Here is a 12,658-nt window from a genome sequence, read left to right on the forward strand (position 1 = left end):
TGCGGCATAATGACCGACCTGCGCGAACAGGGAGTGACGCTGCGTCACCCCCTTATCGACACCCACCCATATCGACGGCAGCCCCGACCTTACCGGTCCACTCCCGTCGAGGCCGGTCGATGCTGTGAGCAAGGTCAAGGCCGAACGGCCCGTTGCCTGCTCAGACCGCCTGCCGCAGTGTTGATGTCGTGGTCATCACCGCGAAACGTGAACCGAGCAGCATCGGACTCGGGCACACTCGATGACGCGCCTACCCCATCGCCACGACGATCTCTCCCCGGGGTGATCATGAACTCTTCCGCGCCGCAGCAGACCATCGGACTCACCACCATCTCGCGTACCGTCGCATCGCTCGCCGTCGGTGTCGTCCACACGGTGGAACGCGCCGTGGTCGGCCCGACCCGGATCCGGACCGCCCGTGGCAACGCCTGGGAGGCCATCTGCGCCGACCGGGCCCGCGCCGACCAGCGGGCCGCGCTGGACCGGCTGGTCGCCGAACTCGCCGCCGGCCGCGCCCGGGACCACCAGCCGGTCGGCTGACCCGCCGGCCCGGTCGTACTCAACGCTCGGTCGGGTCCTCGCCCCGGTCGAGCGCGTCCCACGCCTCGACGGTGCCGGCCCCCCGGATCGGGCCCGCCGCCGGTGCCGACGGCCGGGACCCACGCTCGTACCGGGCACCCATCGCCGGCCAGTGCCGCCCGCGTAGCGCCGTCAGCAGCCCACCGACCGCCGCCAGCAGCCCACCGAGCAGGGTGAGCGCCGGCCACTGCCGGGCCACCTGGTCGCCGAGGTCGGCGACCAGCCCGTACCCGCCGCCACCGGCCAGCATCAGGCCGAGCAGCGCCAGCAACCCGCCGAGGACCTGCCGCAGCCGGCCACGGGTGGCCAGCACCGCGCCACCACCGGCCAGCCCGACCAGGGCGAGCGCCGGCAACCAGGGCAACAGTTGCGTACCGGTCCGTCCCTCGTCCGCCAGCGGCGTCGGCACGCCCACCACGTCGGTGTCCACCGCCCAGGTGCGGGTCACCGCCCAGAGCGCCAGCCCCGCACCGGCCAGGCAGAGCAGCACGGCGTACGCCAACTCGCGCCGACCCGACACGGACCGGACCTGCTCACTCATCGGGCTGGCCTCAGTGTCTCGGCGGCGGCGATCGCGGCGAGCACCGCGGCGGCCTTGTTCCGGGTCTCCTGGTCCTCGGCGGCCGGATCGGAGTCGGCCACCACCCCGGCACCGGCCTGCACGTACGCCCGCCCGGCCCGGATCAGCGCGGTGCGGATGGCGATGGCCATGTCCAGGTCGCCACCGAAGCCGAAGTAGCCGACGGTGCCGCCGTACAGGCCCCGGCGTACCGGTTCCAGCTCCTCGATGATCTCCATGGCGCGCACCTTCGGCGCGCCGGACAGCGTGCCCGCCGGGAACGTCGCGGCCAGCGCGTCGAAGGCGGTGCGGTCGGCGCGCAGCGTCCCGACCACGGTGGAGACGATGTGCATGACGTGGCTGTACCGCTCGATGGTGGCGAACTCCGGCACCTCGACGGTGCCCGGTCGGCAGACCCGGCCCAGGTCGTTGCGGCCCAGGTCGACGAGCATCACGTGCTCCGCGCGTTCCTTCGGGTCGGCGAGCAGTTCGGCGGCGAGCCGGGCGTCGGCCTCCGGGGTCGCGCCGCGCGGACGGGTGCCCGCGATCGGGTGCAGCAGCGCGCGCCGCTCGCCGTCGACCTCGGCGGTCACCTTCAGGTGTGCCTCCGGCGACGAGCCGACGATGTCGAAGTCGTCGAAGCGCAGCAGGTACATGTACGGGCTCGGGTTGGTGGTGCGCAGCACCCGGTAGACGTCCAGCGGGTCGGCGTCGGTGTCGCGTTCGAACCGCTGGGCGAGCACGATCTGGAAGCACTCGCCGGCCCGGATCGCCTCCTTGGCCGCCTCGACCGCCTTGGGGTAGCCGCCCTCGGGGGTACGGCTGCGCACCTCGTCGGCGCTGGGGCGGCGGACCGTGGAGACCATCGGCGGGATCGGCCGGGACAGCGCGGTGGTCATCGCGTCCAGCCGGCCCACCGCGTGGTGGTAGGCGGCGGCCACCTGCGCCTCGCGGCCCGGATCGTCGAGCGGGGGCAGGACCGCGTTGGCGACCAGGATGGCCGAGCCGTCGAAGTGGTCCAGCACCACCAGGTCGGTGGCGAGCATCATGCCCAGTTCGGGTACGCGCAGGTCGTCCTCGGTGAGCGAGGGCAGCCGTTCGAAGCGGCGGATCAGGTCGTAGCCGAGGTAGCCGACCATGCCGCCGGTCAGCGGGGGCACGGACTGGTCCTGCTCTCCGGGCGGCCCGGCCAGCGCCGCCACCGTGGCCCGCAGCACCTCGACCGGGTCGCCGGTGGCAGGCAGCCCGGCGGGCGGCTCGCCGAGCCAGGCGGCCGAGCCGTCCCGCTCGACCAGGGTGGCGCTGCTGCGTACGCCGACGAAGGAGTAGCGGGACCAGGCCAGCCCCGACGTGCCGACGCCCTGCTCGGCGGACTCCAGCAGGAACGTCCCGGGTCCACCGGCGAGCTTGCGGTAGACCCCGACCGGCGTCTCCGCGTCGGCCAGCAGCCGTCGGGTGACCGGCACCACCCGCCAGCGGGCGGCCAGGTCGGTGAAGGTGGCCAGATCCGGGCTGACCGTGCCGTCGGTCACGGGCCCACCTCACGGGAAGTCACCGGGAGCTCGGTGGAGAAGCAGGTGCGCTGGCCGGTGTGGCAGGCCGCACCGACCTGCTCGACGCTGACCAGCACCGCGTCACCGTCGCAGTCCAGCGCCACGGACCGGACGTACTGGTGGTGGCCGGAGGTGGCGCCCTTGACCCAGTACTCGCGGCGGCTGCGCGACCAGTAGGTGGCCCGGCCGGTGGTCAGGGTGCGGTGCAGGGCCTCGTCGTCCATCCAGGCCACCATCAGCACCTCACCGCTGTCGTGCTGGCGGACCACGGCGGCGACCAGGCCGTCGGGGGTACGGCGCAGCCGCGCGGCGATCGCCGGGTCGAGTCGCGACGGCCGGTCCGGGCCGACCGGCGGCTCCGGCGGGGAGGGGTGGGCGCCGCTCGTCGGCGCGTCAGGTACGGGCACAGTGACCCATTGTCCCGCACGCGGCGCCGGCACCCCAGTGGGCTCCCGGCTGGCGGACGGCGCAGGGGCGACGGGCTGGCGCAACTGGGTGACGTACCGGTCCAGGCGTCCGTCGAGCAGGGCTTCGGCGAAGTCGTCACCGGCGGCCTCGGCCACCTCGGCGGCGTACGGGCGGATCAGCGGCAGGGTACCGGCGACCAGCCGGACCGCGGCGGCCCAGAGTTGCCCGATGGCCCCGGGCAGCAGGCCGAGACAGCGCAGCATGTCCTGCCGGTAGCCGGGCGGGGCCACCGGCAGGTCGAGTGCGGCGGCGAAGGCCGAGCGGCGGGACACCACCCGGACCGAGGGGTTGGCCAACCGCAGGACCGAGGGGCAGAGCCGGGCCAGGTCGGCGGCGGCCAGCCGGACGCCGAGCGGGTCGTCGGCATCGCGGGCGGCGGCCACCTTGCCGAGGGTGGCGATCAACTCCTCCAGCCGAGGTTCGTCGGCCGGCTGGCAGAGCACGGTCAGGTCGATCCGGTCCCGCCAGTGCGGATCGGCCCAGAGCAGCCGCGTCGGAGCGGTCACCGGCAGCCCGAACGCCCAGTCGGCCGGTTCGCCCAGCCGCGTCACCCAGGAGTGGATGTCGCGGGCGGCGACCGAGACGTGGGTCAGCCGTCCGGAGTGCTCCGCGAGGTACGCCCGGCGGACGGCGTACGGTGCTCCGCCGACGAGTACGTCGACGTCGACGTCGCTGTGCGGAGTGGCGGCTCGACGGGCGTGGCTTCCGCGCAGCAGGATGCCGACCACGGGCCGGTCGGCGCTCGCCCGCAGCCGCGCGGCCCAGTCGTCGAAGAACCCACTGTCCGGTGACGGAGCGTGATCCACTGCGCCATCGTGCCGCAGGTCCGATCCGGGCGCAATGCCCGACACCGGACACACTGTCCGATACGAAGGCTAAAGCCCGTGCTATGGCGAAATCGGGGCCTGGCTCGTCCGGTGAAATTCAACTACCGTTGATTTCAACAGGTGATGAGTTCTGGAGGTGGGCGATGGCGGAGGCGATCGCCGTCCGGGACCTGGTCGTGGACCGGGGCGGACGGCGGGTACTGCACGGGATCGACGCCGGGGTGCCGCGCGGCGCGGTCACCGGGCTGCTCGGCCCGAGCGGCAGCGGCAAGACCACACTGCTGCGCGCGGTCGTCGGGGTGCAGGTGGTCACCGCCGGCACGGTGACCGTGCTGGGGCACCCGGCCGGCGCGTCGGAGCTGCGCCACCGGGTCGGCTACCTCACCCAGGCACCGAGCGTCTACGCGGATCTGACGGTGCGCGAGAACGCCCGATACTTCGCCGCGCTGCACGGCCGGGGCCGGGCCGAGGCGGACCGGGCGGTGGCCGACGTCGGGCTGGCACCGGCGGCGGGGCAGATGGTCGGCACCCTCTCCGGCGGGCAACGGAGCCGGGCGTCACTGGCCTGCGCGCTGGTCGGCGAGCCGGAGCTGATCGTGCTCGACGAACCCACCGTCGGCCAGGACCCGGTGCTGCGGGCCGAGCTCTGGGCCCGGTTCCACGCACTCGCGGCGGCCGGGACGACCCTGCTGGTCTCCAGCCACGTGATGGACGAGGCGGCCCGCTGCGACCGACTACTGCTGATCCGCGCGGGACGGCTGATCGCCGACGACACCCCGGCCGCGATCCGGGCCGCCGCCGGGGTCGACGACCTCGACGAGGCGTTCCTGCGGTTGATCCGGGCGGGCGAGGCCGGCGACACGACCGGCGGGGAGGCGCGATGAACCCGCGAATCCTGGCCGCCACCGTCGGCCGCATCCTGCGGCAACTGCGCCACGACCGGCGTACGGTGGCGCTGCTGGTGCTGGTGCCCACCGCGCTGCTCACCCTGGTCTACTACATGTACGCCGACCAGCCCACCCCGCCCGGCCAGCCGTCCACCTTCGACCGCATCGCGCTGGTGATGCTCGGCTTCTTCCCGTTCCTCATCATGTTCCTGGTGACCAGCATCGCCATGCTGCGCGAGCGGACCAGCGGCACGCTGGAACGGCTGCTCACCACCCCGCTGGCCCGCACCGACCTGCTCTTCGGCTACGGCATCGCGTTCGGGCTGGCCGGTGCGGTGCAGGCCACCATCGCCTCGGCCGTGGCGTACCGGGTCTTCGGTCTGCAGACCGCCGGCAGCAGCGCACTGGTGATCCTGATCGCGGCGCTGAACGCCGTGCTCGCCGTCGCGCTCGGGCTGCTGTGCAGTGCCTTCGCCCGCACCGAGTTCCAGGCCGTACAGTTCATGCCGGTCGTGGTCGCCCCACAACTGCTGCTCTGCGGGCTGTTCGTGCCGCGCGACGAGATGGCCGGCTGGTTGCAGGCGGTCAGCGACGTGCTCCCCCTGTCGTACGCCGTCGAGGCCCTTCAGGAGGTGGGCGCGCACGCCGAGCCGACCGCGACGATGTGGCGGGACGTGGCGGTGGTCGCCGGTGCGGCGGTGCTGGCGCTGGTGCTCGCCTCGGCCACGCTGCGGCGGCGCAGCGGCTGACGGGGCACCGAGCGGGAAGAGAGGGCGATGGCACGGCGCAGCGGACGGCGACCCGGCAATCCGGCGACCCGGGACGCGATCCTGACCGCGGCCCGCGCCACCTTCGCGGAGCGGGGCTTCGACGCCGCCACCATCCGGGCCATCGCCGCCGCCGCCGAGGTCGACCCGGCGCTGGTGCACCACTACTTCGGCAGCAAGGAGCAGTTGTTCCTGGCCGCCGTGCAGGCGCCGGTCGACCCTCGGGAACTGCTGCCGGCGGTGCTCGCGGGCGACCGCGACGGGGTCGGGGAACGACTGGTCCGCACGTTCGTCGCGGTGTGGGACTCACCGGCCGGCGTCGCCGGGGTGGCCCTGCTGCGGTCGGCGGTCGGCAACGAGTGGACCGCCCGGCTGGTCCGGGAGTTCCTGACGACCCAGGTGCTGCGCCGGATCCTCGACCACCTCGACGTCGACCCGGCCCAGCTTCCGTTGCGCGGCGGGCTGGTGGCGACCCAGTTGATCGGGCTCGCCGTCATGCGGCACGTGGTCCGGCTGGAGCCGATCGCCTCCGCCGAACCGGAGACCCTGGTCGCCACCGTCGGGCCGACCGTGCAGCGCTACCTCACCGGCGAACTGGTCGACTGAGCCGCACTCAGGCGCCGGCCGCCGGATGCAGCATCTCGTCGAACAGCCGGGGAATCTCGTCGTGTCCGGCCACCGGACGCGTGAAGGCGAGCCGGGTCCGGTGCCGGGCACCCGCGTGTCCGAACGAGACCAGCATCCCGTACCGGTCGATCCGCTCCACCCGGGGCGTCACGTCGACGCCGGTGCGCCCCAGTCGGCGGCACAGGTAGGCGCTCAGCCGGTCGGCGTACCGGTCGGCCAGGTCGGCCAGCAGCACCGCCTCGACCGGGTGCAGCGGGTCCGGCTCCGCCTCCGCGTACGCCGCCGGGTCGATCCGGCGCACTGTGCCGGCGCGGTCCCACTGGGCCTGCTCCACCTCGAAGCGGCACAGCCGGAACCGGGTGCCGACGTCGAGCAGGTCCCCGGTGGGATCCGCCTCGGCGAAGTCCAGCGCGGCGGCGCGTTCCTCGGGGCCGGTCAACTGGCGTACCCAGCCGGAGACCAGCGCACGGCCCAGCGACGGCGCGCCCGCGGCGGGCGGCAGGTCCAGCACGTCCAGCGCCACCGCGAGCGGGCGGTCCGGACCGGTGGCGCGCAGGGCGGCGGTGAGGTCACTGACCACCGGGACCAGCAGCAGTACCCGGCCGTCGCGGTCGGTGACGTGACGGACGTGGTGCAGACCGGGCCGGCAGGCCACGTGGACGAGACCGGCCAACCGGCCCGCGACGAGGGTACGGACGATCTCGGCAGGACTCGGCCGCATGGCACGACCTCCTTCTAAGGTTAGGCTTACCTAACCCGAAGACTAGGGCATCGTGCCGCCGACGTCCACCGGATCCGGGCACGGCGTCGCCGCGCCACGTCCGCGCCGCTCACCGCGTCTGCTCCAACCAGGAGGCGTAGAGCAGGCCGTAGATCGAGTCCGGGTCCTGGACCAACTCCTCGTGCGGCCCGCGCTGCACGATCCGCCCCCGGTCCACCACGATCACCTCGTCGGCGCCCTGCGCGGTGGAGAGCCGGTGCGCGATCGCCAGCGTGGTCCGCCCCCGGGTCACCGCGTCCAGGGTCCGTTGCAGGCGTACCTCGGTGGCCGGGTCGACCGCGCTGGTCGCCTCGTCCAGCACCAGCAGATCCGGGTCGGCCACGTACGCCCGGGCCAGCGCCACCAACTGCCGCTCCCCGACGCTCAACGCCTCGCCGCGCTCACCCACCCCGGTGGCCAACCCGGCCGGCAGCCCGTCCAGCCAGTCGGCCAGCCCCAGGTCACTGAAGGCCGTGGTGAGCTGCTCGTCGGTCAACTCGGGACGACCGAACCGCACGTTGTCCGCCACCGAGGCGTCGAACAGGAAACCGTCCTGCGGCACCATCACCACCCGGGACCGCAGCGAGTCGAAGCGGACGTCGGTCAACGGCACCCCGGACAGCAGCACCGCCCCCGCCGTCGGGTCCATCAACCGGGTCAGCAGCTTGGCGAAGGTCGTCTTGCCGCTGCCCGTCTCGCCCACCACCGCGACCCGACTCTTCGCCGGGATGTCCAGGCTCACGTCGTGCAGCACGGTCGGCCCGTCCGGATAGGCGAACCGCACCTGCGCGAACCGGATGTCCAGCGGACCACCGGGCAGCTCCCGCCCCTGCGGGCCCGGGTCGGCCACGTCCGGCGCGACGTCCAGCACGTCCAGCACCCGCCGCCACCCGGCGATCGCGTTCTGCGCCTCGTTGAGCACCTCGGTGGCGATCTGCACCGGTTGGATGAACAGCGTCACCAGGAACAGGAACGCGGTGATCGCACCGATGCTCAACGTCTGGTCGGCGCCGAGGTACACGCCGAGCACCACCACACCGGCCAGCGCCACCCCGGCCGCCAACTCCCCCACCGAACTGCCGAGGATGCTGATCCGGATGGCCTTGCGCTGCGCCTGCTGCTGACTGTCGATCGCCGCGTCCAACCGCCGCGACGTCCGGCCGGCGATGCCGTACGCCCGGATCACCGGCGCGCCGACCACGCTCTCGCCGACCGCCGCCAGCAACGTGCCGGTCCGCTGCCGCACCACCCCGTACGCGGCGGCGAGGCGACGCTGGATCAACCGGATCACCAGCACTGCCGGCACGAACGCCGCGAAGACCACGAGCGTCAGTTGCCACGAGTACGCCAGCATCACCGCCGTCGTCACCGCCAGCTGCCCCAGGTTCACCAGCAGGATCACCCCGCCCCACTGGAGGAACTGGGTGATCTGGTCGACGTCGCTGGTGACCCGGGAGACCAGCGAACCCCGCCGCTCGGACTGCTGGTGCAGCATCGACAGGTCGTGCACGTGCCGGAACGCCCGCACCCGGACCCCGGCCAGCGCCGTCTCGCTGACCGTGAACAGCCGCCGCATCATCAGATAGCCGGAGGCGGTGGTCACCACCAGCACGGCGGCGGTGACCGCCACGACGACGAACAAGGCGTGCAGGTCGAGCCCACCGACGATGCCCCGGTCGATGCCCTGCTGCACCGCCACCGGCACTGCCACCCGGCCGACCATGTAGACCAGCGCCAGGGCGAGGGTGCCGCCCAGTCCCACCCGCAACTCCGGCGACAGCGCCAACCCCCGGCGCAGCGTCCGCCAGGTCGACTCCGCCGGCTCCGGCACCTCCGTCGTCACACTCGCGCTCACCGGTGCCGTCCTTCGTTCGCGACTGCGGGACTCCGCTCCGCTGCGTTCCTCGCGCTCACCGGTCCACCTCCAGGCCGGAGGTCAGCGGGGTGACCTCGTCGTACGTCGGTTGCCGTTCCTGGTCGACCTCGGCCTGCTCGTACGCGGTGACCAGGTTGGCGTAGCCGGTCACGGTGTCCAGCAGCGTGGCGTGTGTGCCGCGGGCGACCACCCGCCCCTGCTCCAGATAGATGACCTCGTCGGCGAGGGCGATGGTGGCCCGGCGGTAGGCCACCACCAGGATCGACGCACCGGAGCCGCCCGCCTCGGGCGAGCGCAGCCCGGCCAGGATGGCGGCCTCCACACGCGGGTCGACCGCGCTGGTGGCGTCGTCGAGCACCAGCAGCCGGGGGCGCCCGGCCAGCGCCCGGGCCAACGTGAGTCGCTGCCGCTGCCCGCCGGAGAGCGAGGTGCCCCGCTCGCCGACCATGGTGTCCAACCCGTGCGGTAGCGCGGCGACGAACCCGTCGGCCTCGGCCAGGCGCAACGCCGCCCAGACGGCCTCGTCGTCGATACCCGGCCGGTCCAGGGAGACGTTGGCCCGGACGGTGTCGTCGAAGACGAACGGCACCTGCGCCACCAGTGCCACGGTGCCGGCCAACGAGTCGGCGGTCAGCTCGCGCACGTCCACGCCGTCGAGGCCGACCGTCCCGGCGCGGGGGTCGACCAGCCGCACCGCCAGCGACGCCACGGTGGACTTGCCGGCACCGGTCGGCCCGACCAGCGCCACCGTCTTGCCGGCCGGCACGGTGAAGGTGACCTCGCCGAGCACCTCGGCGCCGGGCAGGTGCGCCTCGGCCGGCTCGTAGGCGAAGGCGACGTCGGTGAAGGAGAGCGTGGCGGGCGCCTCGGCGTCCGGGTCGAGCCGGGTGCTGCCGTACGGCATCTCGCCGGTGGCGTCGAGCACCCGGCGGACCCGGTCCCACCCGGCGACGCTGCGCGGCAGTTCGGCCAGGACCCAGCCGATGGCCCGCACCGGGAAGGCCAGCACGGTGAAGAGGAACGCGACGCTGACCAGCTCGGCGACCGAGATCGCGCCCTGCTGCAACCGGTACGCGCCGACCACCAGCACGGCGAGCGTGCCGAGGCTGGGCAGGGTCTCCAGCATCGGGTCGAAGATGCCGCGCAGCCGCCCGACCGAGATCAGGGCGTCGCGCAACTGACCGGCGCGGGCCGCGAACCGGTCGGTCTCCTGCGCCTCCCGACCCATCGTCTTGACCACCAGCGCGCCGTCGAAGCTCTCGTGCGCGATGCCACTGACCTCGGCACGCAGCCGCTGCGCACGGGCCTGGCGCGGGGCCATCCGGCGGGAGTAGGCCACGTTGAGCGCGAACAGCGCCGGGAACACGGCCAACCCGACCAGGGCCAACGCCCAGTCGGTGACGAACAGCGACGCCACCGCCCCGACCAGCATCACCAGCGTGCCGACCGCGAACGGCAGCGGCGCGATCGGGTGCCAGGCGGCCTCCACGTCGGAGTTGGCGTTGGACAGCAGGGTGCCGGTGGCGTTGCGGTGGTGCCAGGACAGCGGCAGTTCCAGATAGCGGCGGGTGACCCGACGTCGGTAGTCGGCCTGGAGGCGGTACTGCATGTATCCCGCGCCGAGCCGTCGGCCGAAGATGCCGACCACCCGCAGCACGCTGATCCCGAGCAGCGCGGCGGCGGCCAGGGCCAGTGCGCTCACACCGACCGCCCCGCGTTCGATGGCCGGGACGACCACGTCGCCCACCACCGCGCCGACCACGAACGCGCTGCCCACCACCATCACGCCGAACAGCACACTGCCGCTGACCGCGACCGCGAAGATCCTCGGTTGCTCACGGATGGCCCGCCACAGGACGGCCAGCCCGCGACCGAGCACCTCCCGACTAGTCCCGCTCGCCACGTATCTCCCCCGCCGTAAGCCACCACGATCCTCCCTCATCCTTACCGCAGCGCGCCGGTCCCGCCGACCCGCCGGGATATGTCCGACGTCACCCCGCGAGTCGCCGCCGACCGGGCGGACCGGGCCCGCTGCGCCTACGATCACCACATGCCGCGCTACGCCCGGTCGGAGCGCGAGGCGCTCACCGACCTGATGTCGACCCTGGGTCCGGACGCCCCGACGCTCAACGAGGGCTGGACCATCCGTGACCTGGCCGCGCACCTCGTGGTGCGGGAGCGGCGGCCGGACGCCGCCGCCGGCATCCTGATCGGTCCGCTGCGCGACCGCGCCGAGCGGGTCCGGCTCGAGATCGCCGCCCAGGACTGGGCCGACCTGCTCGGCCAGGTACGCCGGCCACCGGTGTGGAGTCCGGTGAGCAACCCGCTCACCGACGAGCCGGCCAACCTGATGGAGTTCTTCATCCACCACGAGGACGTCCGGCGGGCCCAGCCCGAATGGCAGCCTCGCGTGTTGCCGACCGGCCTGGACCAGGCGTTGTGGCGGCGGGTCTCCACCCTGGCCCGGATGACGCTGCGTCGCTTCCCGGCCCGGGTGACCGTCCGGGCGCCCGGGCACGGCGAGGTGACCGCCGGACGCGGCGAGGAGGCGCTGGGGTTGATCGGCGCGCCGAGCGAGCTGGTGCTGTTCCTGAGTGGCCGGCAGCGGGCGGCGCGGGTGCAGGTCGAGGGCGGTTCCGAGTCGGCGGAGCGGCTCCGCGACGCCAACCTGGGCTTCTAACCGTCTGTGCGGAACCGGTCACGGCGATATCCGAAACGTTATTCGTCCGATCGCCCGGCCCTGCGCACTGCTCCCGTACGCTGTCCGCGCTGCCTCGTGGGGGGGCGGCGTGACAGGGAGCCCGATGCGAAGCTTTGCGGTCTCGGCCCTGCGGGAGCCACCGTTCTCCGGCGACCGGCATCACGACACCGAGCAGGTTGCCCGGGAGAGTACGGACTGGGCGCAACACCTGGGTCTGATCAGTAACGGGCAACGCCTGCGCCGGGCGGACGCAGCCGGGCTGGCCGGCCGGGCCTGCCCGGAGGCGTCGCTGGACGGGCTGCGCCTGCTGGCCGACCTGATCTCCTGGCTGTTCGTCATGGACGACGCCTGCGACGAGGACGGCCTGGGCAGCGACCCGACCCGACTGGCGCCGACGGTGGCCGCGCTGCTCGACGTGCTGGACCGTCAGGGCACGCCGACGGAGGCGGCGGTCGACACGGCCGGGCCCCTGGGGCTCGCGCTGGCCGACCTGTGCCAGCGGGTGCGGGCCCGCCGACGACCGGCGGTGCTGCTGCACTTCACCGCCGCCATGCGGGGCTACCTGCTGGCGCTGCTGTGGGAGGCGGCGAACCGCGAGCACGGGCGGGTGCCGCCGGTCGACGAGTACGTCCAGATGCGCCGACACACCGGCGGCGTCTATCCCAGCATCACGCTCACCGATCTGGCCCTGGACGGCTTCCCGCCGGTCGACCAGCGGGCCGATCCCGACTGGGCCGAGTTGGACCTGCTCGCCGCCGACCTGGTCTGCTGGTGCAACGACGTCTTCTCCTACGGCAAGGAGCACCGGGACGGCCCGGACGCGCACAACCTGGTCACGGTGCTGACCGGGGAGACCGGCGACGAGACGGCGGCGCTGCGGGCCGCCGCGGAGCGGTTCAACGACGGCCTGAGCGCGTACCTGACCGCCGAGAACGGGTTGCTGGCCAGCCACGGCGAGGTGGTCCGTCCGGCGCTGAAGGCCCGCCGCAACTGGATCCGGGCCACCTACGACTGGTCCCGAGCCGCCGAGCGGTACGCGTAGCACGACACCGGC

The 12,658-nt window shown here is 73.5% G+C and carries 12 protein-coding genes and 1 pseudogene; 6 read left to right on the forward strand and 7 right to left on the reverse strand.

The annotated features are described in order from the left end of the window. Nucleotides 1–288 precede the first annotated feature (288 nt). Complete coding sequence (locus ACQVFL_RS21995; protein WP_396692974.1) at nucleotides 289–540, forward strand: hypothetical protein; 252 nt, start codon at nucleotides 289–291, stop codon at nucleotides 538–540. Nucleotides 541–559: 19 nt separating this feature from the next. Here ACQVFL_RS21995 and ACQVFL_RS22000 read toward each other — a convergent pair whose 3' ends face one another. The 4 genes and pseudogenes from ACQVFL_RS22000 to ACQVFL_RS22015 form a co-directional block, all read right to left on the reverse strand. After that, nucleotides 560–1,120 carry a Trp biosynthesis-associated membrane protein gene (locus ACQVFL_RS22000; RefSeq protein WP_396692976.1) on the reverse strand — a complete coding sequence of 187 codons (561 nt, stop codon included), beginning with the start codon at nucleotides 1,118–1,120 and terminating at the stop codon, nucleotides 560–562. Next, complete coding sequence (locus tag ACQVFL_RS22005) at nucleotides 1,117–2,670, reverse strand: anthranilate synthase component I (RefSeq protein ID WP_431727513.1); 1,554 nt, start codon at nucleotides 2,668–2,670, stop codon at nucleotides 1,117–1,119. The genes ACQVFL_RS22000 and ACQVFL_RS22005 overlap by 4 nt, the downstream gene beginning before the upstream one ends. Beyond that, nucleotides 2,667–3,098, reverse strand: a complete 432-nt coding sequence (gene hisI / locus ACQVFL_RS22010; protein ID WP_396693508.1) for a phosphoribosyl-AMP cyclohydrolase — start codon at nucleotides 3,096–3,098, stop codon at nucleotides 2,667–2,669. The genes ACQVFL_RS22005 and hisI overlap by 4 nt, the downstream gene beginning before the upstream one ends. A gap of 180 nt (nucleotides 3,099–3,278) precedes the next feature. Further along, nucleotides 3,279–4,019, reverse strand: a pseudogene (locus tag ACQVFL_RS22015) (phosphoribosyl-AMP cyclohydrolase); the annotation flags it as partial. Between the two features lie 110 nt (nucleotides 4,020–4,129). On the opposite strand from ACQVFL_RS22015, the gene ACQVFL_RS22020 reads away from it, so the two are divergent. Genes ACQVFL_RS22020 through ACQVFL_RS22030 form a run of 3 tightly spaced genes read left to right on the forward strand, consistent with a single transcriptional unit; the run spans nucleotide 4,130 to nucleotide 6,246 of the window. Continuing rightward, nucleotides 4,130–4,870: an ABC transporter ATP-binding protein gene (locus tag ACQVFL_RS22020; protein ID WP_431727514.1), complete on the forward strand. Its 741-nt coding sequence runs from the start codon at nucleotides 4,130–4,132 to the stop codon at nucleotides 4,868–4,870. Continuing rightward, a complete protein-coding gene (locus tag ACQVFL_RS22025) occupies nucleotides 4,867–5,622 on the forward strand; it encodes an ABC transporter permease (RefSeq protein ID WP_396692982.1) in 756 nt (251 codons plus the stop codon). Before ACQVFL_RS22020 ends, ACQVFL_RS22025 begins: the two co-directional genes overlap by 4 nt. 27 nt (nucleotides 5,623–5,649) lie before the next feature. After that, nucleotides 5,650–6,246, forward strand: a complete 597-nt coding sequence (locus tag ACQVFL_RS22030) for a TetR family transcriptional regulator (RefSeq protein ID WP_396692984.1) — start codon at nucleotides 5,650–5,652, stop codon at nucleotides 6,244–6,246. Between the two features lie 7 nt (nucleotides 6,247–6,253). On the opposite strand, the gene ACQVFL_RS22035 is transcribed toward ACQVFL_RS22030, so the two are convergent. The 3 genes from ACQVFL_RS22035 to ACQVFL_RS22045 all read right to left on the reverse strand — a co-directional run bounded on the left by ACQVFL_RS22035 (nucleotide 6,254) and on the right by ACQVFL_RS22045 (nucleotide 10,806). Beyond that, entirely contained in the window at nucleotides 6,254–6,988 is a 735-nt protein-coding gene (locus ACQVFL_RS22035; RefSeq protein ID WP_396692986.1) for a DUF2470 domain-containing protein, read from the reverse strand. Nucleotides 6,989–7,097: 109 nt separating this feature from the next. Further along, nucleotides 7,098–8,882, reverse strand: coding sequence for an ABC transporter ATP-binding protein (locus tag ACQVFL_RS22040; RefSeq protein WP_396692987.1), 1,785 nt, complete (start codon nucleotides 8,880–8,882; stop codon nucleotides 7,098–7,100). A 55-nt stretch (nucleotides 8,883–8,937) separates the two neighbouring features. Further along, the gene (locus ACQVFL_RS22045) at nucleotides 8,938–10,806 is read right to left on the reverse strand and encodes an ABC transporter ATP-binding protein (protein ID WP_396692989.1); all 1,869 of its coding nucleotides are present in this window, start codon (nucleotides 10,804–10,806) and stop codon (nucleotides 8,938–8,940) included. Nucleotides 10,807–10,953: 147 nt separating this feature from the next. On the opposite strand from ACQVFL_RS22045, the gene ACQVFL_RS22050 reads away from it, so the two are divergent. Beyond that, complete coding sequence (locus tag ACQVFL_RS22050; RefSeq protein WP_396692991.1) at nucleotides 10,954–11,583, forward strand: TIGR03085 family metal-binding protein; 630 nt, start codon at nucleotides 10,954–10,956, stop codon at nucleotides 11,581–11,583. A gap of 124 nt (nucleotides 11,584–11,707) precedes the next feature. Next, nucleotides 11,708–12,646, forward strand: a complete 939-nt coding sequence (locus tag ACQVFL_RS22055; protein ID WP_396692993.1) for a terpene synthase family protein — start codon at nucleotides 11,708–11,710, stop codon at nucleotides 12,644–12,646. Nucleotides 12,647–12,658: the final 12 nt, after the last annotated feature.

Origin of the sequence: Verrucosispora sp. TAA-831 (genome assembly GCF_050780145.1) — a bacterium.
Taxonomy (GTDB): Bacteria; Actinomycetota; Actinomycetes; order Mycobacteriales; family Micromonosporaceae; genus Micromonospora.